Raw genomic sequence first — 23,189 nt, 5'->3', positions numbered from 1 at the left:
TACACCATCAAATTAGCAAACGGTGTGCATCCAGCCGTGCGTGTCCGGTGCCGTGCCATGCTGCAAGCCCAGCAGTGCTTCGCGCAGGGCCAGGGTGACGGCGCCGTTTTCATTGTTGTTGATGGTCATTTCAAAGCCATTGGCCTTGGCCACGCCCACGGGCGTGATGACGGCGGCCGTGCCGCAGGCGAACACTTCGGTCATGCGGCCCGAGGCGATATCGTCGCGCCATTGCTGGACGGACAATTTACGCTCTTCCGTCGCATAGCCCAGGTCTTTCGCCATTTCCAGCAGGCTGCGGCGGGTGATGCCTGGCAGCAGGGTGCCCGTCAATTCCGGCGTCACGACGGTGACCTTGTCGCCATCCTTGTACACGAAGAACAGATTCATGCCGCCCATTTCCTCGATGAACTCGCGGTGCACGGCGTCCAGCCACACGACCTGGTCGCAGCCCTTCTCTTGCGCTTGCGACTGGGCCATCAGGCTGGCCGCGTAGTTGCCCGCGCACTTGGCTTCGCCCGTGCCGCCCGGTGCGGCGCGCACAAAATCTTCGCTGATCCACACGGTGACGGGTTTCACGCCTTTCGGGAAGTAGGCGCCGGCCGGCGAGGCGAACAGCACGAACAGGTATTCTTCCGAAGGACGCACGCCCAGGTAAGGATCGGTGGCGATCATCAGCGGACGCATGTACAGGCTCTCGCCCGTGTTCTTCGGCACCCAGTTGCGGTCTTGCGAAATGAGCGCATCGCCCGCTTCCAGGAACAGCTCGACAGGGATGGCCGGCATGGCCAGGCGCGCGGCGCTGCGGTTGAAGCGTTCCGCGTTCTGTTCTGGACGGAACGTCTTGATGCTGCCATCGGGCTGGGCAAACGCTTTATAGCCTTCGAAGATGGCCTGGCCGTAGTGCAGGGACGAGGCGGACGGGTCCAGCATCAGCGGGCCGTAGGCTTTCAGTTCGCCCTGCTGCCACTTGCCGTCGCGGTAAGGAATCACCACCATGTGGTCGGTGAAGATGCGGCCGAAAGCGGGATTGACCATGCGCGCGGCGCGCTCGGCGTCGGACAGGGGGTGGGCGGATGGGGTGACGACGAGATTCGGTGTGGAAGTGGTCATGGCAGCAGAAGACGAGTCAGGGAGAATAAAGAGATTCCCTATTGTAGCGCCTAATCCGCCCGGCGAGGAGGCGGATGGGCCGGCGCCCCTTGTTGCGCCGCATCAAAAGCCGGGCCGTCAGCCGGCCCGCAGCGCCCTGCCCCGCCCTGCCTGCGCGTCCTCGGCGCACTGGCTGCAGCGCATCTGCACGGACAGCACGTTGGCGCCGATTTCCATGCCGTGCACGGCCGCCGCCTGGCGCAGCTGCTCCACCAGCGGCGCATCCTGCACCAGCACGCTGCGTTCGCATACGCGGCACACGAGGTAGCAGCTGTCCGCCGCCACCCGCTCGGGCTTGATCAGATAGCGCGCCTTGTTGCCGCTGGCACTCGCTTCGCGCTCGCGCAGCAGCAAGCCCGCCTGCTCCATTTCCTTGAGCACGCGGTATATCGTGCCCAGGCTGACGGCAATGCCGATGTGCAGCAGTTGCTGATAAATGCTTTCCGCATTCATCGCTTGCCGCTGCGTGCCGGTCAGCACCTGCAAGATGCAGATGCGCGCGCTGGTCGGGCGCAGGCGCACGGCGCGCAGGCTGTCGAAAACGCGGCCATCGCCCTGGTATGGAATGTCTTGCATGGGATTCTCCGCTTGTGCGTTCAGCTCTTCCTACCTTGCCAAGCGAAACCGCAAAAAGGGAACCGGAAAATGAAAAAAGGCGCCGCCCCACTCTGCCGGGACGGCGCCTTGCGCTAGCTCAAACGGGCGAACATCAGAACTTCATGTTGGCCGTCAGGGTTGCGGAACGGCCAGGAGCCACGCCAGCGTAATGCGGCGAGGAAACCTTGTCGAAATACAGCTTGTTCGTCAGGTTCTGGATATTCAGCTGCAGGGTCACGTTGCGGCTGACCACGTAGCTGGCCATGGCGTCGAAACGCGTGTAGGCCGGCGCGTATTTGTTGTTGGCCACGTTGGCATAGACCTTATCGACGTAGTTCACGCCGCCGCCCACCGTGATGGCAGGCGTGACCAGGTAGGACGTCCACAGCGAGGCGCTGTTTTTCGGCGTGGTGGGGAACTGGTTTCCGTTGTACGGCGATGGCGCATACACGGGCACAGCCGTCGTGCCCGTATTGGTGTAGCCATTGTTTTCCACGATGGCGTTCAGGTGCGTGTAGCCGCCAAACACCGACCATTCCTTGGTGATATTGCCGCTCAAGCCCAGCTCGATACCCTTGACTTGCTTGTCGCCCACGTTTTGCGTGCTGCCGTCCGGTGCCGTCACGCGCGCATTGCTCATGTCGCTCTGGAAATAGGCGCCGCTCACGGACAGGCGGCCACCCGGCAGCACTTCCCATTTCGTGCCCAGCTCGAAGCTCTTGCTTTCTTGCGGCTTCAGGTTCTGGATGGCGACCGTCAAGCCGTCGATGCCGTCGCCGCCGTCATTGCCCGGTGGCGTGGACGAGGTGCCGTACGACACATATACGCTGCTGTTGGTCGATGGCTTGTAGACGAGGCCCGCCTGGTAGCTGGCGAACGTGGCGTGCACATTGGCGCTGGTGGCGGCGGTGGTCTTGCCGTCGAGCGTGTATTGCGGCGTGTTCAGCGAACTCTTGTAGTCATCCCAGCGGATGCCCACGTTGAGCAGCCATTGCGGCGTGAACTCGATGGTGTCGAAACCGTACACGGAACGGGTGTTGGTGACGATGTTCGTGCGGGCCGGCGACACCGTGCGCGTGTAGACCCATGGGTCGTTGGCGTTCGGGTTGAGCAACGGTGCGCAGTTGTACAGGGTGGCCGCGCCGTAGGTCGGGCAATTGGTGCCGACTTTTTCCAGCGGGTTGTTGGTCCCCGGGCTGAACAGATAAGAGCTGCGGTCCGTTTCCTCGCGGCTGATTTCCAGGCCCACGGTGTAGGTGTGCTTCACGCCGCCGGCCAGGAATTCGCCGCCCAGGCTGGTCGCATTGGCCAGTGCATCCGTATCGGTCGTGCGCGTGTTGGCGCGGCGCCAGACGGTGCCGTACAGCATGGTATTACCCTTGGAATCGTCGGGCTGGGTCCACACGTAGTCGTTGCTGGTTTTGCCGTAACGGGTCACGTTGCGCAAAATCAATTTATTGCCGAAATCGTGGCGCACGTCGATGGTGCCGATATCGCTCTGCGTGTCGCGGAAGTCGCGGTTGACCAGGCCATAGAAGGTTTCGCGCGGCACGTTGACGGGCGTGCCGTTGCCGTTTTTCGACACATTGGCGCCGGAAGAGAACGGGTTGTTGAACGGCAAGCCGGTATCGGGCAACTCGCTCGACTGCATGTGGTAGTAGCTGAGGGTGGCTTGCGTGGCCGACTTCAGGCCGAAGGTGATCGATGGCGCGATGCCCCAGCGGTCGCCATTGATGTAATCGCGGCCGGCCACGTGGGCGTCGTGCGCCATCACGTTCAGGCGCACGGCCACGTCGTCGCTGATGACGCGGTTGACGTCGGCCGTGGCGCGGCGGTACTTGGCGCTGCCCAGGCCCACGGTGGCGTTGGTGAAATCTTCCGCCTTCGGCGTCTTGCTGATCAGGTTGACGCCGCCGCCTGCGGACGAGCGTCCGCCGTAGGCCGAGTTCGGGCCCTTGACGACTTCGATTTGTTCCAGCGCAAAGATTTCACGCGATTGGGAACCCGTGTCGCGGATGCCGTCGATATACGTATCCGTTTGCGCGTTGTAGCCGCGGATGAACAGATTGTCGCCCACGGGATTGCCCCCTTCGCCGGCGCCGATGGTGATGCCCGGCACGGTGCGCAGCGCATCCGTCAGCGAGACGGCGCCCGTTTGCGAAATGATTTCGGCGGGAATCACCGTCACGGATTTCGGCGTGTCCAGCAGCGGCGCCGTCAGCTTGTCGTTGGCCGATTTGACGGGCGCCTGGATCAGGCGGTCAGCCGTGCCCACGACCTTGACTTCTTGCAACTGCTGCGGCTTGTCCACCGTTTGCGCGTGCAGCGCCAGCGGCATGGCCAGGGTGGCGAACGCGGCCAGGGCCGTGCCGTGCATGCGGGGCGCGGCGGCGGTCTGGTGCTTGCGGCTGCGGATGATGGCGGCCGGCTTGGCGGCGCCCGCTTGGTCTTTCAATGTCATCGCTATCTTTCACTCTATCGGATGGATTAAATTATGGCTGGCTACTGCGCCGTGGCGCCTGGCTGGCTCGTTGATTGCTTGGGTACGACAAAACTAGAACCGCCACAGCGCCGTCATGCGCAACGCCCGGGGCGAGCCGGGCGCGATGTTGTCGTTGCTGTGGGCGGAGGCAAAATATTTTCTGTTGAACAGGTTTTCCACGTTCAGCTGCAGCTGAAATTTTTCCTGGGGCTTGAAGTAGAGCGCGCCATCGGCGCGGGCAAATCCCGGCAGCGCCACCGTATTCGACACGGACGCATACACGGCGCTGCGGGCAATGATGCCCAGCGCCGCGCCCCAGGCGGGCGAAAAATCGTAGCGGTTCCACAGCGACAGGCTGTGCCGGGGCACATGTGCCACCGTGGCGCCTTCCAGTGCCGAGGCAGATTGCGTGGCCGTCAGCACGGCCCGCTGCCACGCATAGCCGCCCGCGATGCTCCACCCAGGTTGGACCTTGCCCTTGACTTCCAGTTCCAGCCCCTCGCTGCGCTGGCCATCGACCAGCACGGCCCGCGTGGCGTCGTTCGGATCGGTGACGGCAACCTTGCTGCGCGCCAAACGGTACAGGGCCGCGCTGGCCGACAGGTCCGCCGTGGCGTCCCATTTCACGCCCGCTTCCACGTTGCGAAAACGCTCAGGTTCGAACACGGCATTGCTGGGCGTCAATGACGCCAGTTGCTCTCCCGCGCGCGGCAGGAACGACTGGCTGACGCTCGCATACAGCGACAGGGCCGGCACGGGCTGATAGATCAGGGCCGCGCGCGGCGACCACGGCGCATCCGTGCGGGCAATGCGCGCGCCATTGCGGCGGTTGAGGAAATCGACGGCAAAGCGCTCGTAGCGCAGGCCGGCAATCGCCTGCCAGCGCGGGCTGAAGCGGACCTGATCCTGCAGGTACAGGGCGGCCGTGTCGGCCACGCCATGGTTGTCGGCATCCGTGGCGCTGGGGTGGAAGGTCACGGGCAAGTCCGTCACGGGCTGCGATGTGGGCAGGCTGATGTGCGTGACGCCCTCGCCCAGGGTCGTGAAATAACCGGTGTTGCGCAGATTGTCCGTCGTCTGTCGGCCCAGTTCCCCGCCTGCCGTCAGGCGGTGCTGCACGACCCCGGCCGTCACCGTCCACTCCACGTCCGTCTGGTTGAACAGGTTGCGCCGCCGGGTGGCGCTGTTGTACGCCAGCACCGTCACGCTGGCGCCATCCGCGCTGACGGGGCCGGGAAAGGCATTCTGGTACAGCTTGTCGTAATCGGCCAGGCGCGTGCGGTTGCGCAAGACCGCGCCGCCGGCGAACGCATGTTCGACGCTCACGCCCAGCGCGTCGATGTAGGCCCACGACGGGCTGCTGCCGGCGATGCCGAAAAACGTCGACGGATCCGTGTCGAACGGCCGGCCCCGGTACGAAGGCAGGCCCCGGTCCGTCACGCGGTCGTCGCGGAAATGTTCATAGCTGGCTTGCACCGAGGTGCGCGGCGACAGGCGCCAGGCCACGACGGGATTGACGGCGCTGCGGCGCACTTTGACGCCCTGGCGAAAAGAGCCGCTGTTTTCCGCCATGGCGTTGATCCGCACGGCCACGTCGCTGCCCACGACCTGTTGCAGATCGATGGCGGCGCGCCCGTTGCGCCAGACGCCCAGGCTCAGCGTTGCTTCGCCCCCATCGACCCACTGCGGCTGCTTGGTGGTCCGGTTGATCACGCCACCGCCGCCGCCATGGCCGAAGACCAGGGCGTTCGGTCCCTTGATGGCCTCGACCGCTTCGATATTGTAGAAATCGCGGTAGTACTGCACGTCGTCGCGCATGCCGTCCAGGTAAAAATCCGAGGTCGAGCTGTTGCCGCGCATCACGGCCGTATCGCGGTTGCCCTCGCCTGCGGCCGTGCCCACGCCGGGCATGTAGCGCATGGCGTCGGCCAAGGTGCGCATGTCCTGGTCGCGTATCAATTCGCGGCTTACCACGCTGACGGCCTGCGGCGTGTCATGCAGGGCCGTGTCGTTGCGGCTGGCAGCGGACGAGCCGAGGCGGCGGTAGCCATCGTCGCCGCTGCCCTGCACGGTGACGGGCGCCAGCACCTGCAAGCCCGCGCCCACGCCATCGAGGTCGGCGCGCACGGGCGGCGGCGCCAGACGCACGATATAACTTCCGTCCGGCAATTGCACGGCCACGAGACCCGTCCCCGCCAGCAATTGCTGCAAGCCCTGGGGAATCGACAAGGTCCCGTTCAAGCCGCCGCTGCGTTTGCCCTGCGTCAAGCTGCCTTCGGCCGACAGCAAGATCCCCGCCTGCCCGGCGAACTGGCGCAGGGCCTGGCCCAGCGGCGCGGCGGCGATGCGGAAGCTGCGCGGCGCATCCCCGGCCGCCGCTGCCATCGCATACATGGCAGGCATGGCCAGCAGCGCTGCGGCCAGGGACAACGGCAGCAGGCGGCGGGCAAACGGCAGGCGGGACGGGAACAGCGGCACGGATTTCCTTTATTGTCTTGTTGAGCAGGCTACTTCTACCTTGCCAAACAACTTTTCAAAAAGGGAACCACTTTTTGAGAAATATTCTTATTTACTGTTTTGACTGCGGCGGCTGGGCTTCCACCGTGACCCACCAGTCATGCAGGCGATTGATTTTCACGGGCAAGGTCGCTTCCAGCGCCGCCAGGATGCGGTCCGTATCGGCCAGCGGGTAGCTGCCCACCAGGCGCAAGTGCGCCACTTCGGGCGCGCAGCCCAGGTGGCCGCGCCGGTAGCGCGACAGTTGCGCAAGGAAATCATCGAGCCGCATCTGCTCGGGCTGCAAGCGGTATTCGATCCAGGCGGCCCCGTTCGGGTCGGCGGCGAAGGGCTCACCGATGAAGCCGTCGCCAAAGCGCACTTGCCGGCCGGCCGGCACGATGCGCGGCGCGCCGCCATCGCGGGGCGCCACCTCGACGCTGCCCTCGTAGACGGCCAGCAGGGTGGCGCCGTCCTGCGGCTGCACGCTGAAACGCGTGCCCAGCGCGCGCAGGCGGCCGTGGACCGTGTCGACCACCAGCGGCCGCGCCGGCTGCTGGCTGTCGCGGGCCGTGGCGAGATAGATTTCCCCGCCATGCAGCGCGATGCGGCGCAGGCCGGGGCTGTAATCGAGGTCGAGGGCGGTGGCCGTGTTCAGCCACAGCTGCGAGCCGTCGGCCAGCGCCAGCTGGCGGATGGCGCCCACCGCCGTTTTTTCGCCCGCATTCAGGCTGGCGACCCAGCTGCGCGTATCGCGCCGCAGCAGCACGGCGCCCCCCGTGCCAGTGGTCAGGCACAGCGCCAGCAAACCCTTGACGACGGCGCGGCGGCGCGCTTGCGCCTCGCGGGAACCGGCAGCGTCAAGCGCCTCGCGCGCCGGTTGCGCCGGCACCTGGCGAAATTCGGCGCTGACGGCTTCCACCCTGCGCCAGGCGGCGCGGTGGGCGGACGAGCTGGCATGCCAGCGCTCCCAGGCTTGCTGGTCGGCAGGACCGGCATCGTCGGCGCGCAGCACGGCAAACCATTCTGCCGCTTCCTGCAGGATGGCGTAGTCGGCTGGCGGCATGCCAGAGCCTGGATCAGGCGGCATCGTCCATGCACAGCATGCATTGCAGCATGGCTTGCACCATGTATTTCTTCACCATGCGTTCGGAGACGTCCAGCTGGACGGCGATCTGCGCATACGTCAGGCCGTCGAGCTGCGCCAGCAGGAAGGCCTGGCGCGCGCGCGGCGACAGGGTATCGAGCATGGCGTCGATGCGGCACAGGGTTTCGACCACGAGTGCCCGCTCTTCGGGCGATGGCGCCGTCATTTCGGGACGGCTGGCCAGGGCTGCCAGGAAGGTGCGCTCCAGGGTCAGGCGGCGCCAGTGGTTGACCAGCAAGCCATTGGCGACCGTGCTCAGGTAGGCGCGCGGCTCGCGCAGGCTGTCGGCCGATTGCGTGGCCAGCATGCGCACGAAAGTGTCTTGCGCCAGGTCCGCCGCACCGTCGCGGCAGCCCAGCTTGCGCCACAGGCTGTTGACCAGCCAGCCATGGTGGCTGGAATACAGGTCGCTAAAGATATCGAGGGAGGGAGAAATGGTGGACACGGGCAAACAAGCAAAGGGGCTGCCAAACTTGCCTGCCAAGTGGGTCAGCCGGTATCGAAAACGCATGATCACGAATGAGAATGATTTTCATTTTCACATAATTTGACGGCGATGTAAATTATCAATGTCATCATTTTGACGTTTCGTGGCAATTTTTCACCACAAAAAGCTGACGCCATCATTTGCGAATGATTCTCGTTTGCGATACTATACCAGCCTCCTATCTACCTGCCATGCCTGACGCCCTGCATGGCGGCGCTATCGAAAGCCGATTCATGACGACCTCCCCTTCCTTGCCCCTGCCGCGGGCCAGCGCCGACGAAACGCCGGATACCATCCAGCAGCGCCAGCCTGCCGCCGCCCCGCCGCAACGGCGCTGGCACTGGAGCTGGAAGCAGGTCTGGTTTCAATTGCACTGGTTCATCGGCATCACGGCCGGCACGGTGCTGGTGATCATCGGCCTGAGCGGCGCCACCCTGGCGTTCAAGGATGAATTGCTCGATGTGATGAATCCCGGCGTGCGCCATGTGGCCGTGGAAAGCCGCGCGCCGCTGACGCCTGGCCAGCTGAGCAACATTGCCGCCGCTGAACACGGCCAGCGCGTAGCCTCCATCACCATGTATGCGCAGGCGGGGGCCGCACCGCGCCTGTTCTTCGCGCCGAAAAACGGCCAGCGGCGCGGCGAATCGGTCTATGTGCACCCGTACACGGGCGCCACCCAGCCCGCGCTGGCGGGCGCGGAATTTTTCGAATGGACGGAATCGCTGCACCGCTGGCTGCTGCTGCCCCGCGACCCGGGCCGTCAAGTGGCGGGCGCGCTGGCCCTGTGCCTGCTGGGCCTGGCGCTGTCGGGCCTGTATCTGCGCTGGCCCCGCCGTCCGCTGGACTGGCGCACCTGGCTGACCTTCGATCCCGCGCTGAAGGGCCGCTCCTTTTTGTGGAATCTGCACGCCGTGGCCGGCACCTGGTGCCTGGTGGTCTACGTGGCGCTGACCTTGACGGGCATCTACTGGAGCTATGACGTGGTGCGCGACAATATCGACGCCTGGGCCGGCAAGCCCCCGCGCGTGGCGCAGGCCCCGGGCAAGAAGGGACCGGCCAGGCAGAAGCAGGAAGCGCCGGCCGTCGACATCGGCCTGGCCTGGACCAGCTTCCAGCAGCACGCGGCCGGCTGGACCCTGGCCAGCGTGCGCCTGCCGACGCGCCCCGGCGAAGCCGTGCAATTCACGTGGCTGGCCAGCGACGCACCGCACGAGCGGGCGCGCAGCCGCCTGTCGATTGCACCGGCCGACGGCGCGGTCACGGAAAACGAGCCGTACAGCCAGCAGGGCCTGGGTTCCCGCCTCGTCAACATCATTTATCCGCTGCACATGGGCACGTATTTCGGCTTGCCGGGGCGCATCATCGTCACCCTGGCCAGCCTGGGCCTGCCCCTGTTCGCCATCACGGGCTGGATGCTGTACCTGGGCCGCCGCAAGGCAAAGCGGGCCGTGCAGGCGCAGCGCGCCATGCTGGGCGCCGGCGCGCCGGGCCAGGCGAACACGGGCTTGCCCACCCTGGTGGCCTACGCCAGCCAGTCGGGCCAGGCCGAGCGCCTGGCGCTGGAAAGTGCGCGCGCCCTGCAACAGGCAGGCGTGGCCGTCGACGTGCAGTCGCTGGACCGCTTCGATCCCGCGCAATTGCGCCAGTACGAACGGGCGCTGATCGTCGCCAGCACCTTTGGCGAAGGCGAGGCGCCGGACGGCACGCGCCGCTTCGCGCGCCTGCTGCAAGCGACCTCCGGCACGCCGCTGGCAGGCCTGGAAGTGGGCATGCTGGCCCTGGGCGACCGCCATTACAGCGCGTTCTGCGGCTTCGGCCATGCGCTGGAACGGCAGCTGCGCGCGCTGGGCGCCACGCCCCTGTTCCCCCTGATCGAGGTGGACAAGCACGACCCCGCCGCCCTGGCCGACTGGTCCAAGGCGCTGGCCCGCTGCAGCGGCAGCGCCATCGACGCCATCGGCGTGCAGGAACAAGCCTCGTATGCCGAGTGGCGCCTGGCGCGCCGCGTGCTGCTCAACCCGGGCAGCCTGGGCGGAGAATTGCATGAAATCACATTGACGGGCCCGGCCGGGACGGACTGGGAAGCGGGCGCGCTGGCGGAAATCATCGCGTGCAACGCGGACGGCAGCGATGGCGACGCGCATGGCGCACAGCATGCGCCGCGCAGCTACTCGCTCGCTTCGCTGCCATCGGATGGCGAATTGCAGTTGCTGGTGCGCCAGGAACGCCATGCGGGCGGCGAAAACCTGGGCTATGGCATCTGTTCGGGCTGGCTCACGCGCTTCGCCCCGCTGGACAGCCCCATCCGCCTGCGCCTGCAAGCCAATCCCGCCTTCGCGCCTGCCCTGGTCGACGTGCCCTGCATTTATATCGGCAACGGTTCCGGCCTGGCGGGCCTGCGCGCGCACCTGCGCGCACGCCAGCGGGCGGGACTGGCGCGCAACTGGCTGCTGTTCGGCGAGCGCCAGCATGCCGTGGACAGCATCTGCGGCGCCGAGCTGGACGCCTGGCTGGCCGATGGCCACCTGGCGCGCCTGGACCGCGTCTTTTCGCGCGATGGCGGAACACAGCGATACGTGCAGGACCGCCTGCGCGACCAGGCCGGCGATTTGCGCGACTGGCTGGCGCAGGGCGCCATCGTCTACGTGTGCGGCAGCCTGCAAGGCATGGCCGCAGGAATCGATGCTGTGCTGCAAGAAGTGCTGGGCCAGGAAGGACTCGACGCCCTGCTGGCAGCCGGACGCTACCGCCGCGACGTGTATTGAGGCACATCAGCCCTGTCCGCTGCACTGCCCCGCTATGTGGGCAGGCGCACGGTCGGGGCCAGCCATCGGACTAGAGTGGGGGCATGGCGGCACGGCAACCTGCCCGCCGCCCCACCCACCGTCTGCGAGGCCCCCCATGAAAAACCCCTGGATGAGCATGTACCTGAGCGCCGCCAACCGCATCGCCAACACGGCGCGCGGCCACGCCACGGCCGCCGTCAAGCGCGAAGCGGCAAAGAATACCGGCGTGACGCAAGTGTGGTTCGATTCCTTCCTGCCCGCCGCGGGCAAGCCGCGCCGCAGCCGCAAGGCAAAATAGGCGCGGCCACGGCCACCGGCTGGTGCAGTGCATCACAGCAACTAGTTGAAGTTTCAATCAGATGAACTAAACTGCAAGCATGGTAGTACATAAGTAAGTGACCGGCAGGCGCCGCATCCCCGCGCCGCCGCCGGGACACCGGGAGACGACCATGTTGACGCTCAAAGTGCTGCTGTGCCTTGCCCTGTCGGCCTTGATGCTTGCGCCCCTCGTGCTGCGCGATGCGATGCTGACGTCGGCCGTGCAGCAGTTGCAAGTACCGAATGTCGATGCGCAGGGCATGTGGGCCCACTGGCCCAAGCAATAAGACGCGCGGCTGAGAAAACACCGCTGGCGGCGTTGCCGTGCCTCGTCGTACATTCGTACTGCCTTCGGCACGGCGCCTTGCCAGCGGCGTTTTTCAGCGGCGCTCGGTAACACGTCGCATCGATGAACACCGCTTTGTAGCGGGTGGGGATTTGTTCCCTTATCTTCTTTGCTTTTTTCGCGTTGCCTTCCGTCCCCCCTTCGCCGTACTTTTGATCCAGATCATGGATTTCCACCTTCGCTGCGCCCACACTGGAACAGTCCGCTTCGCACCGTGACGGACTTAACCGGGAGCATCGGCATGGGTAAATCGCATTGGAAGGATGAGATGGCGCTGGGCGTTCCCGCCATCGACGAGGCGCATGAGGCGCTGTTTCAGGAGCTGGCGCGGCTGGGGCAGTTGAGCGACCAGCACTTCAGCGTGGCGTTCCGCGAACTGATTGCGGCCGTCGAACGCGATTTCCGCGAGGAAGAGGATTTGATGGAGGAAATCGGTTTTCCCTCGCTGGCCAACCACCGCGAACAGCACGCGCGCGTGCTCAGCGGCTTGCACCATGCCTGGGCCGCCGTCGATGAAGGCGACCTGGCACAGGGGCGCCATGCGCTGTCGCTGCTGCCGCAATGGCTGATCTTCCACCAGGCCACCATGGACCTGGCCCTGGCGGCCGCGCTGGAAATGGTGCAGCGCCAGCCCAACTAGCTTCTACAGCAGCAGCACCGTCGCCTGCTCAGGCAGGACGACGCGGTAGTGTCCCGGGTATTTGTCTTCGCCGTCGAAAATCTTGCAAAACACGGGCTGGTTGATGTCGTTGACGGCCGGCTCGTTCATGGGCAGGGTGGCGATCAGCTGCTCGCCATCGACCAGATGCAGGGCGCTGCCCCGCTCGGACGCGCAAAAGGCCAGCGATTGCACGTCGCTGGCAAACGGCCGCTTGTACCATGGCGTGATGGCCCGCACGGCGCGCCGGGCATCCTGCAAGACCTGCCCCACGCGCGTGACGTTCCACGCGTCGCGCGCCACCGACGGCTGGAGGACGATATTGGCCGTCAGCTCGCCCCGGCTCTTGTTCACCAGGAAGGTGCCATCCTGCGCGGCGATGTCCTCGTTGAGGGGCACGACAAACACGCCGCCGTCGGACACCTTGATCGGCATGGGGGCGCCATTGCCTTGCAAGGCCACGCGCACATCGTCGATGGTGGCGCTCAGCTTGGCCGGAATCAGGCGCAGGGCCATGACCACGCTGCCGCTCGACACTTGCCACACTTTCCTGGCCGTCAGATAACTGTCGCGGTAAGCCGTGAAGCGCACGCGCGGCGCCTTGGCGTCGCTGCTGCCGGTGATCGTCACCGTTTGCGGCGGCGACGCCTCCCCTGCGGAAGCTGGTGCCGCGGGCGCCGCGGGTGTGGCAGGCGCGCCAGCATCGGCGGCGGGCGGTGCGCTGGCGCTCTGCAGCGGCGCGGGAACAGCCGGCGGCGGCGCGTGTTCCTGGGCCTGGCCCAGCGACACGACACACAACCATCCGGCACAGGCGATCCATGTACGCATGCATTTCTTTCAATAAGGAAAATATTTGGTCAGCGCCTGTATTATCGCAGAAGGCCAGGCGATGCGCCGCCCCTGACCTGCACGCACTCTTTTGGTGCGCGCGCTTGATTATTTGGCAAATACCACTTATATTGATAATGATTCTTATTCACGAAAGTGACGGGAATCGCGCGCCCTTCTTTTCCACTGCCCGACGCGCCGGGCCTTGCGGTGGAACTGCTATCCAAGCCAGACCCCGGGCCAGCGTCATGCCATCCCCCCAGCTACTGCGCGCCCTGCCAGACGAGATAGGAAAACACAACGAAAAGACTCCAGGAAAACGATGCAATCGACGACAGTACCCTCTTCTTCGCGCCAGCCCGCCTTGCGCCCCCTCCCCCATCTGCTGCAACTCGCCCTGCTGACCCTTGCCGCCGGCGTGGCCCTGCCGGCACAGGCCGCCGATACGGCAGCAAGCGACAGCGCCGTGACCATGCCGGCCATCACCATCCTGGGCCAGTCGACGGCGGCGACGGAAGGCACGCAGTCGTACACGGCCGGCGAAGCGCGCAGCGCCACGCGCATGGACCTGTCCTTGCGCGAAACGCCGCAATCGGTCAGCGTCATCACGCGCCAGCTGCTCGACGACCTGGGCGCCGTGCGCCTGGACCAGGCGCTGGCGCAAACGACGGGCATCCAGGTAGGCCAGAACGACACGGAGCGCACGCGGTTCTATGCGCGCGGCTTCGGCATCGACAATATCCAGATCGACGGCATGGCGCGCGGCGGCAATGCGCCGCTGCAAGACACGATTTTGTACGACCGCATCGAAGTCGTGCGCGGCGCCACGGGCTTGATGGGCGGCAAGGGCGACCCGTCTGCCACCATCAACATGATACGCAAGCGTCCCACGAAGGAATTCCAGGCCAGCGCCGGCCTCATCATGGGCCGCTGGGATGACCAGCGCGTCGAGGCCGACCTGTCCCTGCCGCTGAACGCCGATGGCAGCGTGCGCGCGCGCACGGCCCTGGCGTGGCAGGAACGCGATTCCTACCTGGACATGTATCACGAACGCAAGACGGTCGGCATGGTCATCGTCGAGGCGGACTTGCGTCCCGGCACCCTGCTGACGGCCGGCGTCGATTACCAGGACAACACGCCCACAGGCGCCACCTGGGGCGCCGTGCCGTACTGGAATGCGGATGGCAGCCTGGCCAAGCTGCCGCGCAACACCAGCCTCTCGACGCCGTGGAGCACTTGGGGCAACCAGCAGCACACGGTATTCGCGTCGGTGGACCAGCGCCTGCCCGGCAACTGGAATATGCACCTCGGCTATGCGCGCACGGAAAGCACGAACCGCACCACCGTCGCCTACGCGGGCGGCGGCCATCCCGACCCGGCAACGGGCACAGGCATGTTCCTGTGGACGGGCGCCTATGGCGCAGGCAAGACCACGGGCGACAACTTCGACGTCTACGCCAGCGGCCCGTTCACCTTGCTGGGGCGCAAGCATACGGCCATCGCCGGCTGGAACGGCGGCAACCAGCGCGCCCGTTCGCTGGGCGGCGAAGCGGAAATCAACTACCCGAACTTCCTGCCCGATTACCGCAGCTGGACGGGCAACATCCCCCGCCCCGTGTTCCACCCGGACGGTTCGCGCACGGAAACCGTCACGCGCCTGGCGGGCGGCTATGTGGCCACGCGCCTGAGCCTGGCCGACCCGCTGCACGTGATCATCGGCGCGCGCAGCAGCACCTACCGCACGGACACGCGCAACTACGATACGCGCGGCGTGCACACGGACAACAGCGACTTTGCGGAAACGCGCAATGAAGTGACGCCGTATGTGGGCGCCGTGTTCGACATCAACAAGCAGTATTCGGCCTACGCCAGCTTCACGCAGCTGTTCAACCCGCAAACGAGCAAGGACCGCAACAACAAGTTCCTGGCGCCGGAAACGGGCGACAATGCGGAACTGGGCATCAAGGGCGAGTTCTATGAAGGCAAGCTGAACGCGTCGGCTGCCCTGTTCCACACGAAGAAAAAGAACCTGGCGGAACTGGACCGCACGGTGCCGCCCGGCTTCCTGCTGCCCGACGGCGGCCAGGCCATGGTGGCCAACGGCACGGGCGTGACGGCCAAGGGCGTGGAATTCGACGTCTCCGGCCAGCTCACGCCCGCCTGGGAAGCGAGCGGCGGCTACACCTATCTGCACGCGGCCGAGGCCGATGGCCGCCGCGCCGCCACCACGCAGCCGCGCCACCTGCTGCGCCTGGCCACCAGCTACCGTTTCGATGGCCGGCTGGCAGGCCTGAAGGCGGGCGCCAGCATGACGGCGCAAAGCGCCACCTACAGCGAATCGTGGTACGGCCGCCCGCCCTCGGGCGACATCACCAACATCCCGCAGGCCGGCTACGCGCTGGTCAACGCCATGGCCAGCTATGCGCTGGGCAAGCACGCCAGCGTGCAGCTGAACGTCAACAACCTGCTCGATAAAAAGTACTACCGCAACGTGGGCTTCTTCGACGGCGTCTTCTGGGGCGAACCGCGCAACATCAGCGTGACCGTGCGCACGGCGTTTTAAGCCTGCTAGCCTGCTGCCGCGCGTCAGCCCGCCGGCGCGCTGCGCCAATGTGCGGGCGCCGGCAGCGTAAAGCCATCGAGCAAGGGGCCGCCCACGGGCGCCAGCACGGCGGCGGTGACGTCTGCGAACGCGCGCTGGCCGGCGGGCAAGTCGCTGGCGGCCAGGCGCATCGCCCCGTCCAGCTGGGCGGCGATGGCGGCGTCGCATGCCTGCAGGCGGCGGAACAGGTGCTTGCCGCCGCCGCTCCACTGGCCGGCCGCGCGCAAGTGCAGGTCGGCCAGCGCTTCGTACAGCTGGCAGGCGACGGCCAGCGCCTCGCCCGGGTGCGTGCTGTCGACCAGGTCTTCCAGCGCGGTGGTGATGGCGTAGCGGCGCCGCTGCAGGTTTTCCACGTCCAGCACGGGCGGCCCCGCACGGTCGATGGCGTGCGCCAGCCAATGCAGCCGGGCATAGGCGTCGCCGGCCGGGAGAATGTTTTCCCCTTCCACCACCATCGTTGCCAGCGGCACCTTGCCGCCGGGCGCATCGATTTCCTTGCAAAAATACGTAAACGTGGCCAGGTCGTGTCCGAACACTTCCACCGTGCGTCCTTCGGCCACGAGCGTGTCGCGCCAGGCGCAATCGACATGGTCGAACAGCAGCAGCAAGTCGATATCGGAACTGGCCGTCTGCCGGCCCGTGGCGAACGAGCCGCCGATGATGGCCGCCACGGCCGTGGGATGCTGCTGCCGCACCAGCCGCGCGGCAATCGCGCGGATGGCGTCATAGGTGGGGATCGTCGTCAAGGCCGGTTCTCCGTAAAAAAAACACTATCCTACCCGCAATGTGCATGCGGCTGCCATGCGCCCCGCCATCCTGCTAAACTGGCGCTATCTCACTCTCTTCATCTAGTACGGCGTTCGCCGCGGCGGCGTGGTCAAGGAACAGCAATGGAAACCGTTTGTAGCGTAATGCCCTCGCCCGTGGGCGAGCTGACCCTGGTGGCGCGCGGGGCGGCGCTGGCCGCCATCCTGTGGGAAAACGACAAGCCGAACCGCGTGCGCCTGGGTGAGATGCGCGTCGATGACGGCTGCGCCGTGCTGCAGGAAACGGCGCGCCAGCTGCGCGAGTATTTTGCCGGCACGCGCCAGCGTTTTGAGGTGCCGCTCGATTTTGCCGGCACGCCATTCCAGCAGGAAGTCTGGCGGGCGCTGCTGACGATACCGTACGGCCAGACGCGCAGCTATGGCGAGATCGCGCGCCAGATCGGCCGTCCCGCCGCCGTGCGCGCCGTGGGCGCCGCCAACGGCAAGAATCCCATTTCCATCATCGCCCCCTGCCACCGGGTCATCGGCGCCACGGGCGAATTGACGGGCTTTGCGGGCGGCCTGCACGCCAAGGAAATTTTACTGGCGCTGGAAGGCATTTCCCTGTCCAGCGACCGCGAAGCGCTGAAGACGGGCCACGCCCGCCGCCGCGCCGTGCAGATTGACACGGCGCAAGGCTGTTTATTCTAAGCAGCGGCATCGTGCCCCTTGTGGGATACTCACGCCCTTCGCTCAAGCTTACACATCCTATGCCCTACCTTGCCATCCTGTTCTTTGTCGTGCTGTATTTGCTGGCCACCTTCTTTTTCCACCTCCCCGCCCTCGTCGCCCTCGTGTATGGCGTGCTGAGCCTCAGCTGTTTCGTCGCCTATGCGATCGACAAGTCCGCCGCAAAAGGGGGACGCTGGCGCACGTCGGAACGCACCTTGCTGCTGCTGGGACTGCTCTGCGGCTGGCCAGGTGCCGTGCTGGCCCAGCAATGGCTGCGCCACAAGTCCAGCAAGCGCTCGTTCCGCATCGTGTTCTGGATCACGGTGGCCATCAATCTCGCCGCTTTCGTGTATTTCAGCATGCATTACGCGGCGCCCGACATCGGCACCGAGGTGGCGCCCATCGAGCTGTAGGAGGAACCCAGCGCGGCGCGACGCCGCCCGGCCCGGCGGCTTACTCGCCCAGCAGGCGCAGCGATTCCAGCCAGTCCGCCTTCCATTCGCGCAGCAGGGGCTGCGTGGCAAACGCCTTCTTCAGGTGCGCCATCGGCACGCGGTGCACATCGTGCAAGCCGAACGCCAGGGTGACGGGATGCCACAGATGGCTGTTCTTGCCGCCACGTGAATTCTTGCGCACGCGGGCGCCATCGTCGCCGAAGATGCCCACGCCAGCCGCCATGCCCTGCTCCAGGTCGACCTTGCCCACGCCCGCAAAGGCAATCAGAATCTGTTCGCGCCCCAGGCCCTTCAGTGCGCTTGGCAAGACCACGGGCGCCGCTTTTTCTTCAGTGGATGCGTCCGGCTGCGGATGCTGCAGCTCCTTGAGCAAACGCAACAGATCGCGTTCCTGGAAATGCAAGCCGTCCAGCGGCACGCGCAGCCCCGGCGCCTTCAGTTCGATGGCGATATTGCCCGAGTCGCGCGTCAAGCGCAGCCAGACGTCGCCGGCGCCCGAGGCCAGGTGCTGCTTGTCGCCGATGAACACGACGGGCGCCGCATAGCGCGTCACGCCATCATGGAACAGCTCGGCCCATTGCTCGCTGTAGTCGAGCCACACATACGGCAAGCCGCCCTGCTCCAGCAGGCGCGCCAGGGTCCACGGCGTGCCCGTCTGTTGCGCCAGCCAGGCACAGGCTTCAAGGGCGGTGGCGCGGTACGGCAAAGAAAGGGAAGTCATGGCAAGTCCGTAGCTAAAAGTGGAGCGCAGTGTAGCAGACGCCGCGCGCAGCGCCTGCGGCAGGCGCATCTGGCGCGCCTTTCTGGCGCAATGTGCTAGGCTGGAAGCAGCAGCCCGCGCCATGGCCATTCCGGCCGCCTGGCGCACCACCGCAAGGGGATCATCATGCATTCGAGCACCAACGCCGCCACCACGCCCGCCCCGCCGCCCGAGCGCGATTCGCCCACGCCGGCCAGCGAAAGCCATGCCGAGCAAGCGCTTGATGAAGCGCTCAAGGAAAGCTTCCCGGCCAGCGATCCCATCGCCATCGCCACCCCGAAGCCGGCGCCCAAGGCCCACTCCTGAAACCGCGTTCCACCAGCCACCGTTGCGGTGGCTTCTTTTTTTCCTGAAACTGAATCCGGCCGCCCCGCCCGTGCGTACATGGCTATGCCATGACCGAACGAAGTTACTACGCGGAAAGGAAACGCCATGCAGCACTACAGCAAAAAGACGGATCCCCTGGACCAGCGCCTGTACCTGGCCCAGCGCATCGACCAGGCCGATGCGCGCCTGCAACGCTTGCACGATGCAGCCGAGCGCGCACGCTGTGCGCAATGGATCACGGCCTGGGCCGTGGCGGCGGGCGCCGACGCGCCGCGCGGCATGAAGCTGCGCATCCGCGGCGAATTCATCCTGCTTTGACCAAAAGCAAAAAACCCCGCCCGGTGCAGCTGCACGGGGCGGGGCCGGTCAAGCCGACGCGCGCCTAGTTGGGCGTGTCGCGGTATTGCTCGGGCGTCGTGTCGCCATCGGCAATTTCATACCACATCGCGTTGAGCACGGCGAACGTCGCCGCCAGCGGAAGACCCAGTATCCAGGCGAAATACCACATAGTTATATCCTTTCGTAAATTCTTAGTAGGCGTGACCGCTTTCGTCCGCAATGGCCTTGCCGTCAACTTTGCCCCACAGCACTTTATATACCCAGGTCGTGTAAGCCACGATGAGGGGGATGAAGACGGCCGTGACGACCAGCATGATGAACAGGGTCATGTGGCTGGACGAGGAATCCCACACCGTCAGGCTGGCGCGCGGGTCGATCGACGAAGGCAGGATGAACGGGAACATGGCCGCGCCCACGCTGAGGATGATGCCGGCGATGCTGGCCGCGCTGGCGACCAGGGCAGGCACTTCGCGGCGCGCGCGCAGCAGGGCAAACGCCAGCAAGGGGCCCAGCAAGCCCACGGCTGGGGCGATCCAGGTCCAGGGATGGGCGGCAAAGTTGAGGAACCAGGCGCCGACGTGGACCTCCGCCGTTTTCAGCATCGGGTTCGACGGACCGTCGACGACGACGGCGCTGGTGACGCGGTAGCCATCGACCCACAGCCACAGGGCCACGCCGGCCAGCGCATACAGCACGACCGTCGCGATCGCCGCCACGCTGCCGTAGCGGCGCGAACGTTCCGCCACGGCACCGTCCGTTTTCACCTGCAGCCAGGTGGCGCCGTGCATCACCAGCATGGCCACCGACACCAGGCCGCACAGCAGCGCGAACGGGTTGAGCAGCGCAAAGAAGCTGCCGTCATAGAAGATGTGCATGTCCGAAGAGAAACGGAACGGCACGCCTTGCAGCACATTGCCGATGGCCACGCCGCAGATCAGGGCCGGCACGAAGCCGCCCACGAACAGGGCCGCGTCCCAGCGGGCGCGCCAGCGGGGATCTTCGCGCTTGCTGCGGAACTTGAAGGCCACGGGACGCACGATCAGCGCCACCAGGATGACGAACATGGCCAGGTAAAAGCCCGAGAACGACACGGCGTACAGCTGCGGCCAGGCGGCAAAGATGGCGCCGCCGCCAAGGATCAGCCACACCTGGTTGCCTTCCCACACGGGACCGATGCTGTTGATGATGACCCTGCGCTCGAGGTCCGTCTTGCCCGCAAACGGCAGCAGGATGCCCGTGCCCAGGTCAAAGCCGTCCGTGATGGCAAAGCCCACCAGCAGGATGCCGATCAGCAGCCACCAGATCAGGCGCAGTGTTTCGTAAGAAATCATTTCATGCAAAATCATGGTCTGGCCCTCCTTAGGCGCGTTGAGTACGAATGGCTGCAGCCGCTGGCACGGGGGCCGGCGCCGTCTCTTCCGGCCCCTTGCGGATGGCCTTGAGCATGAGCTTCATTTCGATAATCAACAGCACGGTGTAGATGGCGGCAAAGCCGGCGATGGTAATGAGCAAGGTGGTCGCGCCCAGATTCGAGACGGCCACGGCCGTCGGCAGCACGCCTTCGATCACCCACGGCTGGCGGCCCACTTCGGCCACGATCCAGCCCGCTTCAATCGCCACCCACGGCAGCGGGATGGCGAACACGGCCAGCTTCAGCAGCCAGCGGTGCTTGTCCAGGGTGCGGCGCGTCGACAGCACGAAGAACGTGCCAGTGAGCAGGATGAAGAACATGCCCAGGCCCACCATTACGCGGAAGGACCAGAACAGGGGCCCCACGGGCGGCACGGTATCGAGCGCGGCCTTGCGGATCTGCTCGGGCGTGGCCTGGCGCGGATCGTCGACATAGCGTTTCAGCAGCAGGGCATAGCCCATGGACTGGCCTTTCGACTCGAACACGTCCTTCGCCTCTTGCGGCACGGGGCTGCCCGGCGCCACGCTGCGGATGGTCTGCAGCGCGTCATACGCCTTGATGCCATCCTGGATCAGCAGCTCGCCACGGTCGACCAGCTGCTCGATGCCGGGAATTTCCGTCGTCAGCGAACGCGTGCCGATCAAGCCCATCACCATCGGGATGTGCACGGCGTAATGCGTCTCGCGCGCCTTCGCGTCGGGGAAGCCGATGGCCGTGAAGGCGGCAGGCGCCGGCTCCGTGGTCCACATGGCTTCGATGGCGGCCAGCTTCATCTTCTGGTGTTCGGACGACAGGTAGCCGCTTTCATCGCCCAGCACCACCACCGACAGCGTCGCGGCCAGGCCGAACGAGGCCGCCACCGTCATCGAGCGCTTGGCCAGCTGCACGTGGCGGCCCTTCAGCAGATACCAAGCGGAAATACCCAGCACGAAGATTGCCGCCGCCGTATAGCCGGCCGACACCGTGTGCACGAATTTCGCCTGTGCCACGGGATTCGTCAGCACGGCGCCGAAGTCCGTCACTTCCATGCGCATGGTCTGCGGATTGAAGGCCGCGCCGACGGGATTTTGCATCCAGCCGTTGGCGATCAGGATCCACAGGGCCGAGAAGTTCGAGCCGATGGCCACCAGCCAGGTCGTGATCAGGTGGCCCCGCTTCGACAGCTTGTCCCAGCCGAAGAAGAACAGGCCCACGAAGGTCGCTTCCAGGAAGAAGGCCATCAAGCCCTCGATGGCCAGCGGTGCGCCGAAGATGTCGCCCACATAATGGCTGTAATAGCTCCAGTTCATGCCGAACTGGAATTCCATGACGATGCCCGTCGCCACGCCCATGGCGAAGTTGATGCCGAACAAGACACCCCAGAACTTGGTCATGTCGCGCCAGATGGGACGGTTCGTCATCACGTAGACCGTCTCCATGATGGCGAGGATCACTGACAGGCCTATCGTCAGCGGAACGAATATAAAGTGGTACAGAGCTGTCAGCGCGAACTGCAGTCTGGATAAAGCGACAATATCGAAGTCCATATGATTTCCTTGGTGTTTCCCTACTGTAATTGTAAACTTGGTATCTATCTGATGCTGTTCGATTGGTTCCATCCCTCACGCTGGCGGACGGAACCTCCTGTGTCTCCAGTCTTTCTCTTCATTCCTTAATCTGCGCGCAAGCCTGCCAGGGCCGTCTCGAAGGCGGGTGTGCCCCGGCGCGCGTCGCCCACGATGCGGCCATCGCGCACGCTGAGCAGCCGGTCCGTCAGCGCCGCTTCGCGCCGCAAGTGGGTTGCGATCAGCAAGGTACGGCCGTGGCAGCGGGCGCGCAGGCGCTGCAGCACGTCGAGCGCCGTCTGCGCATTGAGCGCCTCGGTGGCCTCGTCCAGCAGCCACAAGGTCGATTCGTGCAGGAACAGCCGCGCCAGGGCCAGGCGCCGCGCCTGGCCGCCCGACAGGCCCAGTCCCCCCTCGCCCAGCATGGTGTCCAGGCCGCCCGCAAACGCATGCACTTCGTCATCGAGGCCGGCCGCCTGCAGCGCTTCCCACAGGCGCGCGTCGCTGGCGGCGGGGTCGGCCAGGCGCAGGTTGTCGCGCAGGCTGTCCTGGAACAATTCCGTCTGCTGGGTAAACAGGCAGGCGCGCGGCGCGGCCACCGTTCCCGACAGGGGCGCCAGCTCGCGTGCGGCGATGGCCAGCAAGGTGGACTTGCCCGCGCCGCTGGGGCCGATCAAGGCCACGCGCTCGCCCTCGGCGACGTGCAGTGAAATGCCATGCAGGATGGCGGTCTGGCTGCCCGCATGCGCGGCGCTGACCGCGTCCAGGCGCAAGCCCGTTCCCGCGTCGGCGGGCGGCAGCGGCACCGGTTCCTGGCTGTCCAGGCGCGGCGCCAGGCGGCGCATGGCCAGCAGCATGCGCCCCGCTTCCAGCGCGCCGCGGCGCAGTCCCGCAAACGGTTCCACGGCCGTCAGGGCGATCAGCAGGGCCAGGGCCGCCAGCGGGCTGCCGCCACTTCTTCCATTTTGTTCGACTA

22 protein-coding genes are annotated in these 23,189 nt (G+C 65.8%); 9 read left to right on the top strand and 13 right to left on the bottom strand.

Going from position 1 to position 23,189, the window contains the following annotated elements:
• Positions 1-12: 12 nt before the first annotated feature.
• From GCN75_RS13755 to GCN75_RS13730, 6 genes are all read right to left on the bottom strand, one after another.
• Positions 13-1,113, bottom strand: a complete 1,101-nt coding sequence (locus GCN75_RS13755; protein ID WP_152255176.1) for a branched-chain amino acid aminotransferase — start codon at positions 1,111-1,113, stop codon at positions 13-15.
• A 117-nt stretch (positions 1,114-1,230) separates the two neighbouring features.
• Positions 1,231-1,728 carry a Fur family transcriptional regulator gene (locus tag GCN75_RS13750; RefSeq protein ID WP_152283028.1) on the bottom strand — a complete coding sequence of 166 codons (498 nt, stop codon included), beginning with the start codon at positions 1,726-1,728 and terminating at the stop codon, positions 1,231-1,233.
• Between the two features lie 133 nt (positions 1,729-1,861).
• Positions 1,862-4,210, bottom strand: a complete 2,349-nt coding sequence (locus GCN75_RS13745) for a TonB-dependent receptor (protein WP_152283027.1) — start codon at positions 4,208-4,210, stop codon at positions 1,862-1,864.
• A gap of 93 nt (positions 4,211-4,303) precedes the next feature.
• The gene (locus GCN75_RS13740; RefSeq protein ID WP_152283026.1) at positions 4,304-6,709 is read right to left on the bottom strand and encodes a TonB-dependent siderophore receptor; all 2,406 of its coding nucleotides are present in this window, start codon (positions 6,707-6,709) and stop codon (positions 4,304-4,306) included.
• Between the two features lie 91 nt (positions 6,710-6,800).
• Complete coding sequence (locus GCN75_RS13735; protein ID WP_152283025.1) at positions 6,801-7,793, bottom strand: FecR domain-containing protein; 993 nt, start codon at positions 7,791-7,793, stop codon at positions 6,801-6,803.
• Positions 7,794-7,806: 13 nt separating this feature from the next.
• Positions 7,807-8,319, bottom strand: a complete 513-nt coding sequence (locus GCN75_RS13730) for a sigma-70 family RNA polymerase sigma factor (RefSeq protein WP_226941379.1) — start codon at positions 8,317-8,319, stop codon at positions 7,807-7,809.
• A 275-nt stretch (positions 8,320-8,594) separates the two neighbouring features.
• Here GCN75_RS13730 and GCN75_RS13725 point away from each other — a divergent pair, with 275 nt between their 5' ends.
• The 4 genes from GCN75_RS13725 (at position 8,595) to GCN75_RS13715 (ending at position 12,451) form a co-directional block, all read left to right on the top strand.
• Complete coding sequence (locus GCN75_RS13725; RefSeq protein ID WP_152283023.1) at positions 8,595-11,126, top strand: PepSY domain-containing protein; 2,532 nt, start codon at positions 8,595-8,597, stop codon at positions 11,124-11,126.
• A gap of 136 nt (positions 11,127-11,262) precedes the next feature.
• Positions 11,263-11,445: a hypothetical protein gene (locus GCN75_RS13720; protein ID WP_152283022.1), complete on the top strand. Its 183-nt coding sequence runs from the start codon at positions 11,263-11,265 to the stop codon at positions 11,443-11,445.
• A gap of 151 nt (positions 11,446-11,596) precedes the next feature.
• Entirely contained in the window at positions 11,597-11,752 is a 156-nt protein-coding gene (locus tag GCN75_RS29190) for a hypothetical protein (protein ID WP_193316937.1), read from the top strand.
• A 300-nt stretch (positions 11,753-12,052) separates the two neighbouring features.
• Positions 12,053-12,451, top strand: coding sequence for a bacteriohemerythrin (locus GCN75_RS13715; RefSeq protein ID WP_152283021.1), 399 nt, complete (start codon positions 12,053-12,055; stop codon positions 12,449-12,451).
• Positions 12,452-12,454: 3 nt separating this feature from the next.
• Here GCN75_RS13715 and GCN75_RS13710 read toward each other — a convergent pair whose 3' ends face one another.
• On the bottom strand, positions 12,455-13,297 hold the full coding sequence (locus tag GCN75_RS13710; protein ID WP_152283020.1) for a hypothetical protein: 843 nt from the start codon (positions 13,295-13,297) through the stop codon (positions 12,455-12,457).
• 322 nt (positions 13,298-13,619) lie between these two features.
• On the opposite strand from GCN75_RS13710, the gene GCN75_RS13705 reads away from it, so the two are divergent.
• Positions 13,620-15,860, top strand: a complete 2,241-nt coding sequence (locus tag GCN75_RS13705) for a TonB-dependent siderophore receptor (RefSeq protein WP_152283019.1) — start codon at positions 13,620-13,622, stop codon at positions 15,858-15,860.
• A gap of 23 nt (positions 15,861-15,883) precedes the next feature.
• Here the strand turns inward: GCN75_RS13705 and GCN75_RS13700 are convergent, their stop codons facing one another.
• On the bottom strand, positions 15,884-16,645 hold the full coding sequence (locus GCN75_RS13700; protein WP_152283018.1) for a nucleotidyltransferase domain-containing protein: 762 nt from the start codon (positions 16,643-16,645) through the stop codon (positions 15,884-15,886).
• 144 nt (positions 16,646-16,789) lie between these two features.
• Between GCN75_RS13700 and GCN75_RS13695 the strand changes: the two genes are divergently transcribed.
• Positions 16,790-17,356, top strand: a complete 567-nt coding sequence (locus tag GCN75_RS13695) for a methylated-DNA--[protein]-cysteine S-methyltransferase (RefSeq protein ID WP_152283017.1) — start codon at positions 16,790-16,792, stop codon at positions 17,354-17,356.
• A 59-nt stretch (positions 17,357-17,415) separates the two neighbouring features.
• Positions 17,416-17,790: a DUF1294 domain-containing protein gene (locus GCN75_RS13690; protein WP_152283016.1), complete on the top strand. Its 375-nt coding sequence runs from the start codon at positions 17,416-17,418 to the stop codon at positions 17,788-17,790.
• 40 nt (positions 17,791-17,830) lie between these two features.
• Here GCN75_RS13690 and GCN75_RS13685 read toward each other — a convergent pair whose 3' ends face one another.
• A complete protein-coding gene (locus GCN75_RS13685; protein WP_152283015.1) occupies positions 17,831-18,553 on the bottom strand; it encodes a hypothetical protein in 723 nt (240 codons plus the stop codon).
• A 165-nt stretch (positions 18,554-18,718) separates the two neighbouring features.
• Here GCN75_RS13685 and GCN75_RS13680 point away from each other — a divergent pair, with 165 nt between their 5' ends.
• Together GCN75_RS13680 and GCN75_RS13675 are read left to right on the top strand one after the other, a co-directional pair.
• The gene (locus GCN75_RS13680; protein ID WP_152283014.1) at positions 18,719-18,898 is read left to right on the top strand and encodes a hypothetical protein; all 180 of its coding nucleotides are present in this window, start codon (positions 18,719-18,721) and stop codon (positions 18,896-18,898) included.
• A gap of 126 nt (positions 18,899-19,024) precedes the next feature.
• A complete protein-coding gene (locus GCN75_RS13675) occupies positions 19,025-19,237 on the top strand; it encodes a hypothetical protein (RefSeq protein WP_152283013.1) in 213 nt (70 codons plus the stop codon).
• A 64-nt stretch (positions 19,238-19,301) separates the two neighbouring features.
• On the opposite strand, the gene cydX is transcribed toward GCN75_RS13675, so the two are convergent.
• The 4 genes from cydX to GCN75_RS13655 all read right to left on the bottom strand — a co-directional run.
• Positions 19,302-19,427, bottom strand: a complete 126-nt coding sequence (gene cydX / locus GCN75_RS13670) for a cytochrome bd-I oxidase subunit CydX (RefSeq protein WP_092712907.1) — start codon at positions 19,425-19,427, stop codon at positions 19,302-19,304.
• 22 nt (positions 19,428-19,449) lie between these two features.
• A complete protein-coding gene (cydB, locus tag GCN75_RS13665) occupies positions 19,450-20,604 on the bottom strand; it encodes a cytochrome d ubiquinol oxidase subunit II (protein WP_152283012.1) in 1,155 nt (384 codons plus the stop codon).
• Between the two features lie 13 nt (positions 20,605-20,617).
• Entirely contained in the window at positions 20,618-22,195 is a 1,578-nt protein-coding gene (locus GCN75_RS13660; protein ID WP_152283011.1) for a cytochrome ubiquinol oxidase subunit I, read from the bottom strand.
• Positions 22,196-22,320: 125 nt separating this feature from the next.
• On the bottom strand, positions 22,321-23,189 hold an 869-nt coding region (locus GCN75_RS13655), incomplete at its 5' end, for an ATP-binding cassette domain-containing protein (protein WP_152283010.1).

Origin of the sequence: Janthinobacterium violaceinigrum, assembly GCF_009208555.1 — a bacterium.
Lineage (GTDB): Bacteria > Pseudomonadota > Gammaproteobacteria > Burkholderiales > Burkholderiaceae_D > Janthinobacterium > Janthinobacterium violaceinigrum.
The sequence above is the reverse complement of the archived record's forward strand: the minus strand, read 5'-3'. Positions and strand labels throughout refer to the sequence as shown.